The organism is Methylomonas fluvii (genome assembly GCF_014850975.1).
Classification (GTDB): Bacteria; Pseudomonadota; Gammaproteobacteria; order Methylococcales; family Methylomonadaceae; genus Methylomonas; species Methylomonas fluvii.
Map to the genome: position 1 here is coordinate 891,058 of NZ_JACXST010000001.1, position 17,524 is coordinate 908,581.

Annotated in this window: 15 protein-coding genes; 3 read left to right on the forward strand and 12 right to left on the reverse strand. The window is 53.0% G+C overall.

Features of this window, described 5'->3' with window-relative positions; genetic code table 11:
- The gene (locus EBB_RS04265) at positions 1 to 714 is read left to right on the forward strand and encodes a DUF3240 family protein (protein ID WP_192392618.1); all 714 of its coding nucleotides are present in this window, start codon (positions 1 to 3) and stop codon (positions 712 to 714) included.
- A gap of 91 nt (positions 715 to 805) precedes the next feature.
- Here the strand turns inward: EBB_RS04265 and fdxA are convergent, their stop codons facing one another.
- The 5 genes from fdxA to EBB_RS04290 form a co-directional block, all read right to left on the reverse strand.
- A complete protein-coding gene (gene fdxA, locus EBB_RS04270; RefSeq protein ID WP_192392619.1) occupies positions 806 to 1,129 on the reverse strand; it encodes a ferredoxin FdxA in 324 nt (107 codons plus the stop codon).
- Between the two features lie 148 nt (positions 1,130 to 1,277).
- Positions 1,278 to 3,383 (reverse strand): elongation factor G, encoded by a 2,106-nt coding sequence (fusA, locus tag EBB_RS04275; protein WP_192392620.1) that lies wholly within the window; start codon positions 3,381 to 3,383, stop codon positions 1,278 to 1,280.
- Between the two features lie 220 nt (positions 3,384 to 3,603).
- Positions 3,604 to 4,542 carry a ketopantoate reductase family protein gene (locus tag EBB_RS04280; protein ID WP_192392621.1) on the reverse strand — a complete coding sequence of 313 codons (939 nt, stop codon included), beginning with the start codon at positions 4,540 to 4,542 and terminating at the stop codon, positions 3,604 to 3,606.
- Entirely contained in the window at positions 4,539 to 5,231 is a 693-nt protein-coding gene (hda, locus tag EBB_RS04285) for a DnaA regulatory inactivator Hda (RefSeq protein ID WP_192392622.1), read from the reverse strand. Before hda ends, EBB_RS04280 begins: the two co-directional genes overlap by 4 nt.
- A gap of 11 nt (positions 5,232 to 5,242) precedes the next feature.
- Entirely contained in the window at positions 5,243 to 5,587 is a 345-nt protein-coding gene (locus tag EBB_RS04290) for a DUF2069 domain-containing protein (protein WP_192392623.1), read from the reverse strand.
- Between the two features lie 105 nt (positions 5,588 to 5,692).
- Between EBB_RS04290 and EBB_RS04295 the strand changes: the two genes are divergently transcribed.
- Positions 5,693 to 6,259, forward strand: a complete 567-nt coding sequence (locus EBB_RS04295; protein WP_192392624.1) for a YceI family protein — start codon at positions 5,693 to 5,695, stop codon at positions 6,257 to 6,259.
- 86 nt (positions 6,260 to 6,345) lie between these two features.
- Positions 6,346 to 6,795 (forward strand): GNAT family N-acetyltransferase, encoded by a 450-nt coding sequence (locus EBB_RS04300; protein ID WP_225587232.1) that lies wholly within the window; start codon positions 6,346 to 6,348, stop codon positions 6,793 to 6,795.
- Positions 6,796 to 7,086: 291 nt separating this feature from the next.
- Here the strand turns inward: EBB_RS04300 and EBB_RS04305 are convergent, their stop codons facing one another.
- The 7 genes from EBB_RS04305 to EBB_RS04335 form a co-directional block, all read right to left on the reverse strand.
- A complete protein-coding gene (locus tag EBB_RS04305; RefSeq protein ID WP_192392625.1) occupies positions 7,087 to 9,444 on the reverse strand; it encodes a TonB-dependent siderophore receptor in 2,358 nt (785 codons plus the stop codon).
- 103 nt (positions 9,445 to 9,547) lie between these two features.
- Complete coding sequence (locus tag EBB_RS04310; RefSeq protein ID WP_192392626.1) at positions 9,548 to 10,504, reverse strand: FecR family protein; 957 nt, start codon at positions 10,502 to 10,504, stop codon at positions 9,548 to 9,550.
- 110 nt (positions 10,505 to 10,614) lie between these two features.
- Complete coding sequence (locus EBB_RS04315) at positions 10,615 to 11,136, reverse strand: RNA polymerase sigma factor (RefSeq protein WP_229427531.1); 522 nt, start codon at positions 11,134 to 11,136, stop codon at positions 10,615 to 10,617.
- A 668-nt stretch (positions 11,137 to 11,804) separates the two neighbouring features.
- Complete coding sequence (locus EBB_RS04320) at positions 11,805 to 14,168, reverse strand: TonB-dependent siderophore receptor (RefSeq protein ID WP_192392627.1); 2,364 nt, start codon at positions 14,166 to 14,168, stop codon at positions 11,805 to 11,807.
- A gap of 282 nt (positions 14,169 to 14,450) precedes the next feature.
- Positions 14,451 to 15,434 carry a FecR family protein gene (locus EBB_RS04325; RefSeq protein WP_229427532.1) on the reverse strand — a complete coding sequence of 328 codons (984 nt, stop codon included), beginning with the start codon at positions 15,432 to 15,434 and terminating at the stop codon, positions 14,451 to 14,453.
- Positions 15,435 to 15,505: 71 nt separating this feature from the next.
- Positions 15,506 to 16,033, reverse strand: a complete 528-nt coding sequence (locus EBB_RS04330) for an RNA polymerase sigma factor (RefSeq protein ID WP_192392629.1) — start codon at positions 16,031 to 16,033, stop codon at positions 15,506 to 15,508.
- 179 nt (positions 16,034 to 16,212) lie between these two features.
- On the reverse strand, positions 16,213 to 17,505 hold the full coding sequence (locus EBB_RS04335) for a PepSY-associated TM helix domain-containing protein (RefSeq protein WP_225587233.1): 1,293 nt from the start codon (positions 17,503 to 17,505) through the stop codon (positions 16,213 to 16,215).
- Between the last annotated feature and the right edge of the window lie 19 nt (positions 17,506 to 17,524).

Below are 17,524 nucleotides of genomic sequence, written 5' to 3' on the forward strand. Positions count from 1 at the left end.
ATGAACATCTTTTTGCGACGCATTCCTGCTAATACCAGGCATACTGAAATCTCCGAATTTGTGGCCCCCGCTTTGAAAAGCGGTTTATTCAGAAAATCCGGCCGTATAGTCGATGTGGAGATTCTGGCCTTACAGGATACCCGTATAGGCACTATCGAATATCACGGAGTGGTAACGCTGGATTCTGAGCTTTCCGTGCAAAGAGTTATTAAAGGTCTAAAAAATCGCCGGTTTAACGGCAGAATGGTGGTGGTTAGGCCTTATTACCATCGTAGTTGGTACAACGACCCTCGCCAAAATCAGACGCCTGTGTCTGCCGATATTATCGAAAAGCGCAAGGGCGACCGCAGGCGTGGTAAGTATCTGCAAGTGATCAAAAATGCATCTGATCGTTTTAACAGTGAAGATGATTTTTTTCGAACCGTGCATCATCAACAGTTCTCCATTTCATTTATCGTGCCGCCTGTCATGGAGGGGCCGATGATGGAGTGCCTGATCAGTTTTGAGGAAGAACTTCTTAATAGCGATACCGGTGAGCGCAAGATCACCAAATTTCTCACCGAAGCCGACGATGCCGATCAGCAAACCGCGCGCTTTCAGATTTACGCCGAGAAAATGGCTATTTCCGCCTTGCTGGAAAAATTGAAGTCCGAATTTGCCGGGTCCGGTATCCATTACTGGATTATGCCGGTGGTCGAGAAGGGTGAAATTTAGTTACTAGCGATTGCTTTAACGCTGGGTTGAGCCAATACCCTTCGGCATATGAAGGGTATTGGGTCGGTATCTCATTAATCAATGACAGTTCTTACTTTTCCAATAACGCAAGTTTGCCGGGTTTACCGTTCCATTCGTCGGCATCCGGCAGCGCGTCTTTCACTTCGGTGATGATAGGCCATTGTTTGGCCAGTTCTGCGTTCAGTGCCGCGAAGTGTTCTTGACCTTCCGGCAACTCGTCTTCCGCGTGGATGGCGTTAGCTGGGCATTCGGGTTCGCACAAGGTGCAATCGATACATTCGTCGGGGTCTATAACCAGAAAATTAGGACCTTCATGAAAGCAATCGACGGGGCATACGTCAACACAGTCGGTAAATTTGCATTTGATGCAGTTTTCGGTGATTACAAAAGCCATATTGTTCTTCCAAGGTTGGTAAAATGAACAAGTTCCCGTACATAGCGGAAACTGTATGGTTAAAAATGCACCTGCCGCTTAACGCGGCAGGTGACTGATCGGTAATGCTAAGCAGAGTAAGGGCCGACAAGATCAGCCCATATGATGCTTATTTGTCTTTGTTACGTTCCTTAACTTCCTTGATCACTTCTTCCGCTACATTGCGCGGGCAAGCGGTGTAGTGTGAGAACTCCATCGAGAACTGGCCACGACCGGATGTCATAGTGCGCAAATCGCCGATGTATCCAAACATATCACTCAGCGGTACGTCGGCTTTAATACGCACGCCGGTGATACCTGCATCTTGTGATTTGATCATGCCACGGCGGCGGTTCAAGTCGCCGATCACGTCACCGACATGGGCATCCGGCGTGAAGACGTCGACTTTCATGATTGGTTCCAGCAATTGCGGATTACCTTTCGGGATCGATTGACGATACGCGGCGCGGGCAGCGATTTCGAACGCGATGGACGAGGAGTCAACCGCGTGGAAGCCACCATCAGTCAGAATGACTTTGAAGTCCAAGCAAGGGAAGCCTGCCAACACACCTTTGTCGATACTGGCTTTAAAGCCTTTTTCAACCGCAGGCCAGTATTCGCGAGGTACGTTACCGCCGGTTACTTGTGATTCGAATACAAAACCGCTGCCTGGCTCGCCTGGCTCGATGACGTAATCGATTTTCGCGTATTGACCGGAACCGCCCGATTGCTTTTTGTGGGTGTAGCTGTCTTCGATGCGTTGGGTAATGGTTTCGCGGTAAGCAACTTGTGGTTTACCGACGTTGACGTCTACACCGTGGGTACGGCGCAAGATGTCGACTTTAATGTCAAGATGCAACTCGCCCATGCCTTTGATGATGGTTTCGCCGGATTCTTGGTCGGTTTCGACGCGGAATGACGGATCTTCCTGCACCATTTTGCCAATCGCGATGCCCATTTTTTCGTTGCTGCCTTTGTCTTTTGGCGAAATAGCAATCGAGATGACGGGGTCAGGGAATACCATCGGCTCCAGAGTAGCCGGTTGGTCTGGGTCGCACAAGGTATGACCGGTTTGCACGTTTTTCAAACCAATCAAGGCCACGATGTCACCGGCTTGCGCGGTTTCGATCTCGTTGCGGTCGTCGGCATGCATTTCCACCATCCGGCCGATACGCTCGGTTTTTCCGGTAAAAGTGTTTAACAGCGTGTCGCCTTTTTTGATGCGGCCGGAGTAGATGCGGACAAAGTTCAAGGCGCCGAAACGGTCATCCATGATTTTGAAGACCAGCGCGCGCAATGGGCGGTCGGCATCGACAATCGCGTGCTCGCCAGTTGGGACGCCTTCCAGGTCGGTTTCAGGTTGTGGATTAACTTCGGTTGGGTTCGGCAAATATTCGATAACGCCGTCCAGTACCAATTGCACGCCTTTGTTTTTGAAAGACGAACCGCAAAAAGTCGGGAAGAAATCCATCGCGATGGTGCCTTTACGGATGCAGTGTTTGATTTCTTCAACGGTAGGCTCTTCACCTTCCAGATATTTTTCCATGATGTCGTCGTCTTGATCAGCCACTTGGTCGATCAATTTCGCGCGCCATTCTTCCACTTGCTCTGCCATATCAGCAGGGACGTCTTTAATTTCGTATTTCAATGGGTCGCCGGAGTTATCCCACACCCAAGCTTTACGGGTCAGCAAATCGACTACGCCGACAAAGTTTTCTTCTTCGCCGATAGGCAGTGTCATCACAACCGGTTTTGCGCCCAATACTTGTTCGACCTGTTTTACGACGCGGTAGAAGTTGGCACCCATTCTGTCCAGTTTGTTGACGTAGATAACGCGCGATACTTTGGAGTCGTTCGCATAACGCCAGTTGGTTTCGGATTGTGGCTCTACGCCGCCGGAACCGCAAAATACGCCCACACCGCCGTCCAATACTTTCAAGGAACGATACACTTCGATAGTAAAGTCAACGTGCCCGGGGGTGTCGATAATATTGAAACGGTGTGGTTGAAATTGGTTGGTGCTGCCCGGCCAAAAACAGGTAGTCGCAGCCGATTGGATGGTGATGCCGCGCTCTTGCTCCTGCACCATGAAGTCTGTCGTCGCCGCGCCATCGTGTACTTCGCCGATTTTGTGGATTTTTCCGGTCAGCTTCAAAATCCGCTCGGTGGTAGTGGTTTTACCGGCATCGACGTGAGCGAAGATGCCGATGTTTCTGTAAAGCGATAGATCAGTCATGGTTATACTCTAAAAATGGACATAAAAACTTTTAAACCCCAGCACCATTGCCACGGTTGGTTGTGGATCACATAGCTGCTAGTCTAGCGAAATATGCGGCCGGTCTTCGCTTTGCAAGGGTCTGAGGCGAAATTCACACGGCTTCTTCAAAGACAAGGTCAATGAAAATCTTCACATTCTAACCGAAAAATAACAAAAAGCAGAATGTCAATTGCGTGAATTAGTTAAGAAGGCTATTAGAACGGATTTGCAGTTCCCGGAGTTGCATCAATACATAAAGCGATTGCAGGCAAGGACAGTCTACACCGTGCCGCTGGGCGGCGCGCACCGCATTGCCGAGAATAGCCTCGGTTTCCATCGTATGGCCGCGTTCGAAATCCAGCAGCATGCTGGTTTTATAGGGCGGCATATCACGGGTCAGGGCAATATGAGCTTCGACAATATCGGCCGGGAGCGCATGGCCGCAAGCCTCGGCAATACTACAGACTTCCTGCATGACGCGGCGCACAAAATTTTCCTGATTCTGCAATATTGCCTGAGTTGCCAAGCCACCGGACAGCACCGACAGCGGGTTGAACGGCGCATTCCACACGCACTTTTGCCAGCGGCTGGCGACAATATCTTCACTAATCACGCATTCGATACCGGCTTGTAGGAACAAATCACGCAAATGCGATGTTTTAGGTTCGTGGCTATCTGACAGATTACCCAGAATCAACTTGCCGTAAGCCAAGTGGCTAATCTCGCCGGGAGCCAGGCGGTTACAGCAGATAAATGCCAAGCCGCTGATTAACAGGTTGTCCGGGAAAGCTTGTTGCAGCTCCTCTTCAATCTCGACACCGTTTTGGATCAGCACAATTGCGGTTTGCGGAGCGACTGCATCGCGAATCAGCGCAACTCGATCAATGTCCGGGGTGACTTTGCTGCATAAAATCAGGTAATCGGCTTGACCATCGTAGTCGGCGGCATCGCGCAATACCTGGTCAGGCATGAATTGCCAGCAGCCCAAGGCATGGCTTTTTATACGGTAACCCTGCTGTTTGACGATGTGATAATCGGAGCGGCACACCACTGAGACCTCCGCACCAGCCTTGGCCAGCAGGCCTCCGTAAAAGCCGCCGATAGCGCCGGCTCCCACGATCAATACCTTGCTACTCATGTTTCCTCAGCCAGAATCTGCTTTAAAAACGGAATGGTTAATTTGCGTTGCGCGGCCAAGGTGGCGCGGTCGATTTTTTCCAGCAGAAGCCATAGCGCGGCTAAATCGTGAACATAATGATTCAACAAAAATCGCCCCACTGCCGGCGGAATGTCGAATCCCAAAAAATGGGCTTTATAAGTCAGCGCCTCGATTAACTGATCGTCGCGCAAAGGCTGGATTTTTAAGGTCAGCCCCCAAGCCATTCGGGTTTTCAGGTCGGGTAAATCAAAGCCTAAAAACTTTGGCGGGCAATCGGCGGCCAGCAGCAATTTATGATTGTTCTGCCGATGCGTATTATAAAAAGCAAACAGCGCGTGTTCCCAGTCGAGGTGGCCGGCCAGTGCTTGCATATTGTCGAAACAGACCAATTCCAGGTCTTCCAGGCCGTCCAGCAAGGTCGGTGCCGGCAAATGGTCGGCATCAAAAGCCATATAGAACGGGTCTTTACCCGCTAGCTTGGCTTGCTGACAACAGGCCTGCAACAAGTGGCTTTTCCCGCTGCCGGCATCGCCCCAGATAAAAATCTGCTGTTCCTGGCCGTTTTCTGCCAGGGCCTGCAACTGCGTGACGATTTCAGCGTTATTGCCGGGAAAAAAACTGGCAAAGGTCTGATCGTTCTGAAACTCGAATTGTAACGGGACTTGCATGCCGCTGGTGCTCAGGCTTTTTCCGCTTTGTAGACATACAGGCCGGCGCCGAAGCACAGCAGCAGGCTGAATAGCACTTCCAGTAGCGCATACGGTCGTTCGATTTGATTGACATAGGCTTCAGCGGCGCCATGCGCGAAATACGGTAGGCTCAAATAACACATCCAGGTGCAGCTTTTCAGGTTGCGGTTTAATAAGCCTTTAAACGGCAGCAATAGCGGTCCGACCGAGATTAACAACATTAATGCTGTTGGCAACTTGTTCGATGGTGACAATAACGTATGCCAAGCCATCATTAACAAAAACAGGCCGAAGAAGCCCACCAAGGCCGCGTAATAGTAATAGATTCGTTGCATGAGAGCGGCAAATGGCCAGAGTGATAGAGTTAAGCTGATCTATTATCACAAAGTCTCTGCAATAATGCAGTGTCGCTCGCTTTTTAACCCACAAAGGAGATAGTCATGATTCGAAAACTTTGCTCCATAACCGCTGCCAGCCTGTTGAGTTTTAGCGTGTTGGCCGCCGATAGTTATACCATCGATAGCCATCACACCTTCCCCAGCTTTGAAATCAGCCATTTGGGTTTTTCCACGCAACGCGGCCGTTTTAACGAAACCAGTGGCAAAGTGACGCTGGATACCGCAGCGGGTAAAGGCAGCATCGATATCAGCGTCAACACCGCGTCTATTAGTACCGGTTTGAAGGAGTTGGAAGAGCATTTGCGCGGCAAGGAGTTTTTCGATAGCGGTCAATATCCGCTGATGACCTTTAAATCTGACACGCTCAGTTTTCAAGGCGAAAAACTGGTCGGTGCCGATGGCATTTTGACCTTACACGGCATCAGCAAGCCCGTGCATTTGGACGTCGAGCACTTTTACTGCGGGATGAATGTCATCAGATTAAAGTACACCTGTGGCGCCGATGCGGTGGGCACGATAAAACGCTCGGAGTTTGGTATCGATAAATATGTGCCGGCAGTGGGCGATGAAGTCAAGGTGCTCATCCAGGTTGAAGCCGTTAAGGATTAAGTTGCCAAGTGGTTTGAGCTATGCGGAAACAACTCTTTACCAATGTGCCGAACAGTGCGCTTTAAACCCTCGGTCGGATACGGGAGATGGAAGTGGAAATAAGCCTGGCCGGCGTTGCCGACATCCCGGCGCTTTGCCATCTGCTAAGCGAACTATTTACTCAAGAAGCAGAGTTTCAGCCTGATTATGCCGCTCAGCATCGGGGCTTGACGCGCATCATCGCCGACCCAAATGTCGGTCATATCCTGGTGGCGCGGCATGACAGCCAAGTTGTCGGTATGGTTAATCTGCTTTACACAGTTTCCACCGCGCTGGGCGAACGGGTGGCCTGGCTGGAAGATATGGTCGTGCCAAGCGAGGTTCGCGGCCTAGGCGTTGGTAGCCGGTTGTTGGAACACGCGGTGGCGTTTGCCCGGCAAAATGGCTGTCGCCGGCTCAGCTTGTTGACCGACGCCGATAATCTGCATGCTCAGCGCTTTTACCAAAGACAGGGCTTCAGCGCGTCTCAGATGCTGCCCATGCGCTTGGTTTTTTGAATAAGAGTGCCGCATTGCGCAAAAATGGCCCGCTTTAGTGGTCGAGGGCAAAGTGCGGATGGGCAATGATGTTTATCCAGTAGTATGCCTGAGTTGCAGAAAAACGGCTGGCGACGATGTTTTTTCCATGTCGCCGGTGATCATCAACGAAGTGTTGCCTGCCCTGCTCAACAAATCGCCCCATTTGTCGCCTATTGCTAACCCGGCCCTCAGCCCGAGCGGTTTGGGGCGGTCGATGCCCGGATTTCCCATTCATCCTTAGAATCTCAACACGAACGGGAAAATCCGCTTTTAGAACTCGTATTTCAAGGAACCCAATACGCTGATGGGTGAGCCGGGAATGCTGGTGTTGCGTCCGCCCGACGTATTTGCGTAGTAATCCTTGTCCAAAACATTATTGATGTTCAGTTGCAAAGTAAGCTTGTGTTGACCAATGCGAGGGCTATACGCCGCCATCGCATCCACGCGAGCGTAGCCGGGCAATGAGCAGGTATTGGCGGTGTCGCATGGCCGGCTACCAACGGCTACAGCACCTAAGCCCGCTTTAAAGGTATCGGTAAACTGCCAGGTGCCCCACAGGCTGCCCTGGTGCTCGGGTACATTCTCCAACCGGTTGCCCCTCAGCCCGCTGAAGCTTTGCACATAGTTGACCTGGGTATAGGCATACGTCCCCAATAAATGCAGTTGCTCGGTAATTTGCCCGGCCAGATCCAATTCAATACCTTTACTGCGGATTTTTCCGGCCAGAATCTGGTAGTCGGGATTGGCTTCGTTAGGGTCGTCGGTTAGCAGATTGCTCTTGGTTAAATGAAAAAACGCCAGGGTCGATGAAAAGCGCTTGTCATGCGACTCAGTCTTCAGGCCGATTTCATATTGCTTACCTATCTGCGGCGCAAAACTGGTGCCGCCAACGCTCACGCCATTGTTGCCGCTGAAAGATTTAGTGTAACTGCCGTAAATCGACAGCCAATCCTGGACTTGGTAAAGAATACCGGCTCTCGGGCTAAATGCGTTGTCTTCCCGCTCTATCCGTCCGGCTTTGGCCGCATCCAGGGACGCAGTCGAGGCAATGGCACCCGTGGTGACGTTGTCGTAACGACCGCCCAACATAATGTGCAACTTATCAAATAACGTTATCTGGTCCTGGACGTATGCGCCCACCCACGATTCTTCGCGATAAAAGAATCTGTTGTAGGTCGATAAGGCGGCAAAATTTACTTGCCCATAAACCGGATTATATATGTCGATAGACGCAGCCGAGCCATTTGCCGATGGCGCCTCGGTCGTGGCGTGAAAGCCATCGACGCCAACCAACAGATTGTGCTTGCTGCCCAGCAGTTCGAATTTACCGTTCAAATCAATATTACCGGAATGTGTTCTTACATCTTGTACGCCCACGGAGGCGGAACGATTCAGAATGCGGTTGTTAGCCTGTAAGCCACCGTTGAAAATGGCCGGACCGCTTAGCGACCAATCCTTAAACAGATAACGCTGAGTAATTTTCCAATCGTCGTTAAAGCGGTAAGTCCAGTCGTAACCCACCAGGGTACTTTCCACGGTTTGGCGCTGAAAGCCATCTTTTAGACTGCGGTCGAAGGGAATGGCTGCCGGGCGGTTGCCAATCGCGGGAATGCCGAAATCCGCGTTAAAGTTGTCATGCTTGTACTCCAGCTCGAGATTAGTTTCGAACTTTTCATTCGGCCGCCAGGTAACGACCGGCGCCACAAACACTCGTTCGTTGCCGACAAAATCCCTGAACGACTGATTATCCGTGTAAGAGCCATTGAATCGATAGAGCAGCGTCTTGTTGTCGTCCAGCGGCCCGGTGGCATCGATCAAGGTGCGGTATTGGTCGTAAGAGCCGAACTGTTGTTGCAGAGAATAGTAAGCAGTATCCAGCGGTTTTTTGGTCACATAATTCACTAAGCCGCCTGGTTCGATTCGGCCGTACAGTACCGCCGCCGGCCCCTTAAGAATCTCCACCTGCTCAATATTGGCGATGTCGTAAATATCCTGGCGGTTGAACAGGCCGTTTCGATACGCATCGCCAAAGCCGGAGCCGGCCAAGCCGCGGATGATAAAGTTGTCGTACAGAAATCCGCCGCCGGTTCGGCCGAGTACGCCGCTGACATGGCCGTTGACCGCATCGGGCAGTGTCATCGATTGTTTGTCCGCCAACACGGCTTTGGGAATTACCTGTATGGAAACCGGCGTTTCCATGATCGGAGTATCGGTCTTGGTGGCGGTCGTGGCGTTGGGGCGGTTGTAATCGGTATTGTAGGGATCGGTGGCGTCGTAAATCGTCTGACCGATAACATTCACCGGTTGTAACATTGTCGCGTCCTTGCCCGCCGCCTTGATCGATACCGAACCGTCGCCGGCAATCGCAAAACTCAGGCCGCTGGCGGATAACAGCCTGCTCAGAGCCTCGTTTAGTGTCATTGTGCCTCGTAACGCCGATCCATTGCGGCCGGCCACGCTATCGTGAGCGTAAAAAATTTGTACGCCGGATTGCGCCGCCAGTTTTGGCAACGCCGCCGCCAATTCCTGGGCCGGGATGTCAAAGCTGTAGGTGGTTTCGGTAGCCCGCACTTCGCAGGCTGAGGCCAACAAGGCGCCGAACAATAGCGGTTGTGTTAAAAACTTCATCCATCTTCTCCTTTTGCTGGGGTTTCCAGAATGAAACGCACCAAGCCGAAAAAGACGCCAAAAATTATGGGAGGGGAATAAACGCTGTGCGGTCTTGGCGGCCTCAGCGTGCGGCCAATATCGCCTGTCCCGGCGAAGTCCGCTGAATATCGACCGGCAGAGTCATCGCGATCACATTTAGCGCGCTATCAATATTGCCAATGTGGAAGGTGCCGCTGACTTTTAGTTTGGCTAGGTTTGGGTCGGCCAAGGTCAGGCGGATATTGTGAAAGCGTTCCAGCTCGCTTAATACTTCATCCAACCGCCGGTTTTCGAACACCAGTTGGCCGCGCAGCCAAGCTGTAATGGTGGCCGGTTTGTCTTGGCTTTCCAGAAAGTCGCCGCGCTGATCGTAAGCGAGTACTTGATTGGCGCTGATTTCCCGGCTGCCGGTCGTTACAATCTTTACCGCGCCTTCCAGCACCGCGACAGCTACCTGCTGGTTTTGCAAGCGCACGTCGAACTTGGTGCCAATATCAACGATACTGCCATGGCCGGCCTGCACCTCAAACGGCTGTTGCGGGTTATGCGCCACGCTGAAAAACGCCTCGCCCTTGATCAGTTCAACCGAGCGTCGCCAACGGTTGACCCGCAGTGTCAGCTCGGTATCGCCGCTTAGTTCCAAACGCGAGCCGTCGGCCAGATGTACGGTTTGGCGGCTGCCGCGCTCGGTCACATAGTGGCTAGGGTAGCCGTACCAGCCGTATTCCGAAAAAGTGGCAATGCCCAAGCCCAATAGCAGCGAAGCGGCTAATGCCAGCTCGCTAAGCCGGCGCATTACTTTTTGGGGTGCCCGGTAGCTCAGCGCTTGCCGACGCACCGGAAAGTCCCGGCCCTTATAGCTATCCAGTTTGTTCCAACGGCTGGCCAACTGCTGATAAATGCGTCGCCGGTCTTCGCCCTGCGCCAGCCACTCTGCGAAGGCCTGGCGATCTGCGGGTGTGCAGGCAGCCGAATCCAACCGCAGAATCCACTCTATGGCTTGTTGCTGCAGAACGGTTGAGGTCTCGATGTTGGGCATGTTAAACAGAGGACATTAGGTTGCGCTTGGCGAGCATTATCACGTAGCCGCCCAACATTTAAAATCCGGCAAATGAGACGGTGAGAAAAACCGCTGCGCCGGCCATGGGCTTAATCATCAAGCGAGGCGAAGCGCAGCAGAACGTGTTGCGCGGCGATACCGAGCAACCGCACGGAATTACGTTCGGAAACGCCCAGTCGCCGGCCAATTTCCTTGTGTGACAATCCTTCCAGCCGGTAAAGCACGAAGACGTTGCGTGTTGCCTCCGGTAATTCCTGCAAAATGCCATTTAAGGCATGCAACTCCTGTTCCGAGGCTAATCTATCTTCCGGTAGTGGCTCGGGAGTCGGTATGTCATGCAATGCCTGATCGTCGTTGTTTTCGGCATGAAAACGGTCGCGGACGTTTTGGCGGCGGTGTTGATCGACGCTGAGATTGGCGATTGTTCGATATAGAAAGGCCCTGGCATTGTCGATTGATTCCGGTTCGGGATGTTGCATCAGCCGCAAATAAGCTTCCTGTACCAAATCCTCGGCAAACTCATTGCCGCCACGCAGGCCGGCAAACGTTCTGAGCTCATGGCTATGCCGCTGAAATAGCCGATCAAACAGCGATGGTTTGGATTTTGGCACTACGAGACCCGATGTTAAAAAGTTAACGGCCAGACAAATTACAAATCTCCGTTTGGCCAGCTCCGGCCTACGTTGATCGAATGCAAGCACCCGCAAAAATTATTCCATCTGCTCAATTGAAGGCTGCCGGGCAGGTTTAGTGCGCTTTTAAATGCTTTTAAAACAATGGACTGTCTGTGTGATGAGGAGGATAGGCTGGCTTGGCTGGCGGGAAATCTGGCGGATCCGGATAGGTCAAATCACGCAAAATGGCATGCTAATGCGCCAAAACACGCAATCAATTTGGCGGTGATGGCTTGAGCGCTGTGAGAATGCGGTCTGTTATGAGACGGTGGACGGATTTTGCAAGGCTATGCCTGCGTCATGGCTTGAAAGTTAGGCAAGGCCAAACGGTTACCGCCTCAACTATAACCGCGCCAACACCTTGTCCGTCCGGATCGATACCATGACCCGTTGGCCCTGTTGCTATATTGAATGCTGGTGATCGGTCGGATGGGTTTTTGAGAATCCATCGGTGCTCGGCTTGCATGGAAGCCGGAGGGAGCGCAACGCAGCAGCACTTGCCGAGCGCTCAGTCGAAGCATGGAGGATTTGGGGGATGCCCGGAGTTTTCCGTCCATCCTTCCAATCTCAGGACGAACGGGAAAATCCTTATCCTTAGCAACTGCTTAGAACTCGTATTTCAACGAACCCATCACATTGATGGGATAGCCGGGGATAGCACCACGGCTGCCGCCATCCGAATTGGCGTAATACTCTTTGTCTAAAAGATTGTTGATATTCAACTGCGCCGTCAGCCTGTGTTGGCCGATGCGATGGGTGTAAGCCGCCATCGCATCCAACCGCGCGTAACCCGGCAGGATGAAAGTATTATCGGAGTCACCTGGCCGGCTACCAACGGCCACCACGCCCAAGCCCGCCTTAAAGGCTTCATTAAACTGCCAAGTACCCCACAGGCTGCCCTGATGCCTGGGCACATTCTCCAGGCGATTGCCTCGCAAACCGCTGAAGTCCTCGAGGTAATTGACCTGGGTATAGGCATAGGTCGCCAAAAGATGGAGTTGGTCGGTGATTTGCCCAGCGAGGTCCAGTTCTATGCCTTTACTTCTGATTTTACCGGCGAGTATCCGGAAATTTGGGTCGGCCTGATTAGGATCGTCGGTCAGTAAATTGCTTTTGGTTAAATGAAAGAAGGCCAATGTCGAAGAAAATCGCTTGTCATGCGATTCCGTCTTAAGCCCGACTTCGTATTGCTGACCTTCTTGCGGGTCAAAGCTTGTGCCGTTGGCGCCGACGCCGTTGTTGGCACTAAAAGACTCGGTATAACTACCGTAAGCCGATAGCCAATCTTGTACTTGATAAAGCACGCCGGCTCGCGGGCTGAACGCGCTATCCTCCTTTGCTTCTCGGCCTGCTTTTGCGGTATTCAAGGAAACCGGCGAGAAATTCTCCCCTGTCGTGACGCTATCGTAGCGACCGCCCAGCAATACATGCAGTTTGTCGAACAAAGTAATCTGATCCTGCACATAGGCGCCCACCCAGGATTCCTTGCGATAGAAAAACGCATTTTCGTTCGTCAATGCCGAAAAATCGACTTGTCCGTAAACCGGGTTATAGATATCGATGGCAGGTGCCGGGTTATCGGCGTCATGCGAATCTGTTGTGGCGTGGAAGCCGTCTACACCCACTAACAGATTGTGCCGGCTGCCCAGCAGTTCGAACTTGCCGTTCAAATCGATATTACCGGAATGGGTCACCACATCTTGCACACCGGTGGTGGCGATACGATTCAACATGCGCTGGTCATTTTGTAAGCCTAAATAATTGTAAAACGTCGGACCGCTCAGCGACCAATCCTTAAACAAATAGCGTTGGGTGATTTTCCAATCGTCGTTGAAATGGTAAGTCCAGTCGAAGCCGACCAGGGTACTTTCCATCAATTGTCGCTGCGGGCCGTCTTTCAGCGTGCGGGTGATCGGTATCGGTGCGGGACGCCCATTCACAGCGGGAATGCCGTAGTCGGCGTTCATGCGGTCGCGCTTGTATTCCAATTGCAGGTTGCTCTCGAACTTTTCGTTGGGTCGCCAAGTAAGCGATGGGGCGACAAAAAACCGCTCGTTGCCGACAAATTCTCTGAACGATTGATTATCCGTGTAAGAGCCATTCAGCCGATACAGTAGCGTCTTATCGTCGTCCAGCGGCCCGGTCGCATCGATCAAGGTGCGGTATTGGTCGTAAGAACCGAACTGTTGCTGCAGCGAATAGTACGGCGTGTCGCGCGGTTTCTTGGTCACGTAGTTCACCAGGCCGCCGGGCTCGATACGGCCATACAGTACCGCCGCCGGGCCCTTGAGAATTTCGATCTGCTCGATATTAGCGATGTCGTAAATATCCTGGCGGTTGTATAAGCCGTTGCGGTAAGCATCGCCGAAACCCGAGCCAGCCAAACCGCGGATGACAAAGTTGTCGTACAGATAGCCGCCGCCGGTGCGCCCCAACACGCCGCTGACATGGCCGTTGACCGCGTCGGGCAAGTTCGTGGACTGCTTGTCCGCCAGCACCGCTTTGGGAATGACTTGTATGGAAATAGGCGTTTCCATAATTGGCGTATCGGTTTTCGTCGCTGTCGTGGCGTTGGGCAGCCTGTAGTCGGGATTATAGGGGGCCGTAGCATCATAGGCCGCTTTGCCGACTACGGTCACCGCGCCCATCATCGTGGCGTCTCCGGCCCCGGAAGCCGGCTTGAGTGTCACCGTGCCGTCCGAGTTGATGCTTTGCGTAAGGCCGCTGCCCTTTAACAGCTTACGAAGGGCTTCCTCGGTGGTGTATTCACCTTGCAGCGCTGAACTGGTTTTACCGGTAGTGGATTGCTCCGCATACAACATCGCGGCACCGGATTGCGCTGAGAGTTGTTGCAGGGCTGCCGCCAGGGGCTGGGCCGGAATATCGAAATAGTGTTTGCCATCCTCGGCGTAGGCTTGCGCCGAGACCAGGGCGACGGCAGCGGCGAGGCGTTTGATTGCGAATGTCATAGTCCATGTCTCCAATTTTTTAGGGTTCATGGGCATAGACGCGGCGGCTGAAAAAAGCCGCCAACCAGCATAAATTAATTTATCTCTAGTAGTAAGCGGCTTCAGCTAATAGCCTGGCCCTATTTATCGCGGGGACTACGTTCGCACCCTCAGGGGCATAAAGTCTGAGTTCGACGAAGCCGGCTGGCGCGCCCTTCTACAGTAACCTCAAGGGCATTAAGGCGAACGGTATTAGGTTAAATAAGCAGGTAATTTATTGCGCCTTGTGAAGCGAAGAAAGCATTAATGCTTGCCCGAAACCGCTTCCAGAACAATTTCGCGCTCGCCGACTCGTTTGACACTGATCGGCAATAGTGTGGCGACCGCATTTAACAGACTGTCCAGTTGCTCGGTGCGGAAGCTGCCGTTAACGCGCAATTCCGCCAATGTCGGATCGGGCAGGCGGATGTTTACCTCGTGATAACGGCCTATCTCGGCCAGCACTTCAGCCAGTCGCCGGCCGTTAAAAATCAGCAGTCCTTGGCGCCAGGCCGTTGCGCTAGCAATATTGTTGGATGTGGCCGCAGCGAAACGCTGATCATCGCTGTAAGCTAATTGCTGCCCGGCCTGTAATTCGCGGCGGTCGCTCGGGCTGAGCATTTCCACCATGCCTTCTTGTACTGCCACGCTAACCCGATCAGCTTGTTTATACACATTAAAAGCCGTGCCTATGTCGCGCACGCTGAGATTGCCCGCCTGCACACGAAACGGCCTTTCGGCATCGTGAGCCACCTTAAAGAAGGCTTCGCCGCGAATCATGTCCACTTGGCGCTGTGCATGGTTGAAATGGACTCGTACTTCCGTGTCGGTATTCAATTCCAGCTCGGTGCCATCCGACAAGGCTAAGACCTGCCGTTGGCCTTTGCCGGTGCTGTAGCTGTGCGGCAGGCCGTACCAGCCTTGCGGGGAAAATATCGTCAAACCGAGCGTCAACAACACGGTCGCCGCCGCAGCGTAAGCCAGCCATTTTCGCCTGACAGACGGACGCGTAGCTGGCCGATAACGCAAGGCTGCGTCGCGCGCCGGAAAGCTGTGCTGCTTGAAAGGCTCCAGCCAGGCCCATTGCGCTTGCACCTGCCGATAGGCCGCTTGGTGAGCGGGGTCAGCGGCCAGCCAGTCTGCAAATTCACGTTGGCTTGCTGCGTCTTCCGGCGCATCGCGCAAGCGTAGCAGCCAGGCTATCGCTTGGTCGCGCAGGGTTTGGCTGGTAGATTCGCTGTCTGACACGCTGAGTGACTGAAGTGTGTTTATCAAAGGAACAGTTTACCGGACTTTGTCATAGACGGGCCAGACGGCAATTACCGCCAAGTATGCTCCGGTTCAGCGCTGAGTTTGGCGCTGATATGTTGCATCGCCAGCATCACATAACGTTCCGAGCAACGTACCGAAATGCCCAGGCGCCGGGCAATTTCGGCATGTGAACAGCCTTCTATGCGGTATAACACAAAGGCATGGCGGCGCAATTCCGGCAATTCGTCCAGCCAGCTGGAGAATTTTTCCAATTGCTGATGAGTTTGCCAATAATGCTCCGGCGAAAGGCGCTGGTCGGCAACATGCTCGATGTCTGCGTCGGCTTCATCGAAGCGTGCGCGCGTTTCGCGGCGGCGATGGCGATCAACCGTTAGATTGGCGGCGGTCTGAAATAAAAACGCCCTGGGGTTTTGAATGGTTTGCGGCTCGGAATATTGCGATAAGCGCAGAAAAGTTTCTTGCACAATGTCGCTTACATCGGGCTCTCGCGGCCAACGGCCGCGTAAAAAGCTGCCGATTTCGTGCGCGTGTTGCAGAAACAGCGTGTGCAGAAATCCGGAAAGGTCTTTGGGCATTGGCGATTGTTTGCGGTGGAACGGCTGGCGCGAAACCAGCAATGTTCACGCCATGACGCTGAAATTCACCTGACGTAGCGGTTTGCGCCGACCGCCGCGTTATCTTGTGTCGGTGCTGGGTTTTACCAACTGATTGGATGCTGTGTGATATGCCGCAGTTTTTGAAAAGTCGCGGCATATCACACACTAGAATCTTTGCGGCTATTTTGGCCGGCTCTACGCTTTTGCCGCCAGCGGATCACGCCAGTGACGAACAATACCGGGCAGGCCAGGCCGGTGATGAACACCAAAATCCGTCCGCTCATGCCAAAGGCTTGGCCGGAGTGCAAAGGCCATTGCCAGTGGGTGAAGACTTCGCCGGCAGTCGCGGTTGGCAGGCTCGGATCGTCCAAGTCCAGAATCTTGCCGCTGTAGCGGTCAATCACCGTGCAGCGGCGCTGCAGGATACTCCCCGGTGCGTCGACGCCGTCCTGGCATACCGTGTAGGTTTGAGTCGGCTCCGCCGCGCCGTAAATCCAGTGCGGCCGGCCTTGCGGGTATTGTTTCAACGCAATAGCCACAGCGCTATCCATGCCGATGGCCGGCGCATTATCGGCAGGCGGCGTAGATTGAAACCAATAACGATAAGTCACCGGTGAGAAGAGCTCCAGCACCGGTACCACGTTTTGCGGCAGCACCATGTACACGCCGGAGAACAGCACCGGAACCATCACCAACGCGGTGTAAAAGCCGCTGATCTTGTGCAGATCGTAATTGAAGCGCACCTTGCCGGCGTTGGCCTTAAAGGTTAATGCGTTGCGCCAATGCCCGGTCAGCGGCCACCAGACGATCAGGCCGGTTAAACTGGAAATGATCAACAACGCACTGGAGACACCAACCACCAGCGCACTAACATCCTCGGCCGGAATCAATAGGGCGTAATGCAATTCGAAAATCAGGCCGATAAACGTGGCCGGCAACCAGTCTGCCGATCTGCCTTGCAGTTGTTTGCCGGTGACCTGAGCGGTGTAAGGATTAACCGCCACCAGCCAACGCTCCGTTCCAGCGGGCGTATCAACCGAAAAGTAGAGTTTAAATGCCGCGAACTCATTGCGCGGGTAAGTCGCAAAAACAGGCTTGGCCCGCGTCGGCATCGCATCCCGGCCCGCCGCAAAAATCTCGGACAATGGCCGATAGGCTGCCTGAGACGGCATTTTCACCACCAACACATCAGCTTGCAGCCACTCGGCAATTTCAGTTTGAAATACCAGGATACTCCCCGTGACACCGTAGATTGACAGTAGCAATCCCAGACTCAAACCCAAGTAAAGATGCACGCCCAGCCAGCGTTTTCGACGCCTTTTAAGCTTAGTTAGCGTCAGGCTTGATGGCGAGGCTTGATCGATCAAATGGCTTTGATTTGTCTCGGTGTTGGTCGTTATCCGACGCATACAGGATAGAGGGTTTTTGCCGCGTATATCTCGGTCTGGCATATGGCTGTTCGATGTTTGC

What these genes read in the sequence shown, in the direction of transcription:
- EBB_RS04265 (WP_192392618.1), top strand. Translation starts at nt 1, where the DNA reads ATGAACATCTTTTTGCGACGCATTCCTGCTAATACCAGGCATACTGAA.
- fdxA (WP_192392619.1), bottom strand. Translation starts at nt 1,129, where the DNA reads ATGGCTTTTGTAATCACCGAAAACTGCATCAAATGCAAATTTACCGAC.
- fusA (WP_192392620.1), bottom strand. Translation starts at nt 3,383, where the DNA reads ATGACTGATCTATCGCTTTACAGAAACATCGGCATCTTCGCTCACGTC.
- EBB_RS04280 (WP_192392621.1), bottom strand. Translation starts at nt 4,542, where the DNA reads ATGAGTAGCAAGGTATTGATCGTGGGAGCCGGCGCTATCGGCGGCTTT.
- hda (WP_192392622.1), bottom strand. Translation starts at nt 5,231, where the DNA reads ATGCAAGTCCCGTTACAATTCGAGTTTCAGAACGATCAGACCTTTGCC.
- EBB_RS04290 (WP_192392623.1), bottom strand. Translation starts at nt 5,587, where the DNA reads ATGCAACGAATCTATTACTATTACGCGGCCTTGGTGGGCTTCTTCGGC.
- EBB_RS04295 (WP_192392624.1), top strand. Translation starts at nt 5,693, where the DNA reads ATGATTCGAAAACTTTGCTCCATAACCGCTGCCAGCCTGTTGAGTTTT.
- EBB_RS04300 (WP_225587232.1), top strand. Translation starts at nt 6,346, where the DNA reads ATGGAAGTGGAAATAAGCCTGGCCGGCGTTGCCGACATCCCGGCGCTT.
- EBB_RS04305 (WP_192392625.1), bottom strand. Translation starts at nt 9,444, where the DNA reads ATGAAGTTTTTAACACAACCGCTATTGTTCGGCGCCTTGTTGGCCTCA.
- EBB_RS04310 (WP_192392626.1), bottom strand. Translation starts at nt 10,504, where the DNA reads ATGCCCAACATCGAGACCTCAACCGTTCTGCAGCAACAAGCCATAGAG.
- EBB_RS04320 (WP_192392627.1), bottom strand. Translation starts at nt 14,168, where the DNA reads ATGACATTCGCAATCAAACGCCTCGCCGCTGCCGTCGCCCTGGTCTCG.
- EBB_RS04330 (WP_192392629.1), bottom strand. Translation starts at nt 16,033, where the DNA reads ATGCCCAAAGACCTTTCCGGATTTCTGCACACGCTGTTTCTGCAACAC.
- EBB_RS04335 (WP_225587233.1), bottom strand. Translation starts at nt 17,505, where the DNA reads ATGCCAGACCGAGATATACGCGGCAAAAACCCTCTATCCTGTATGCGT.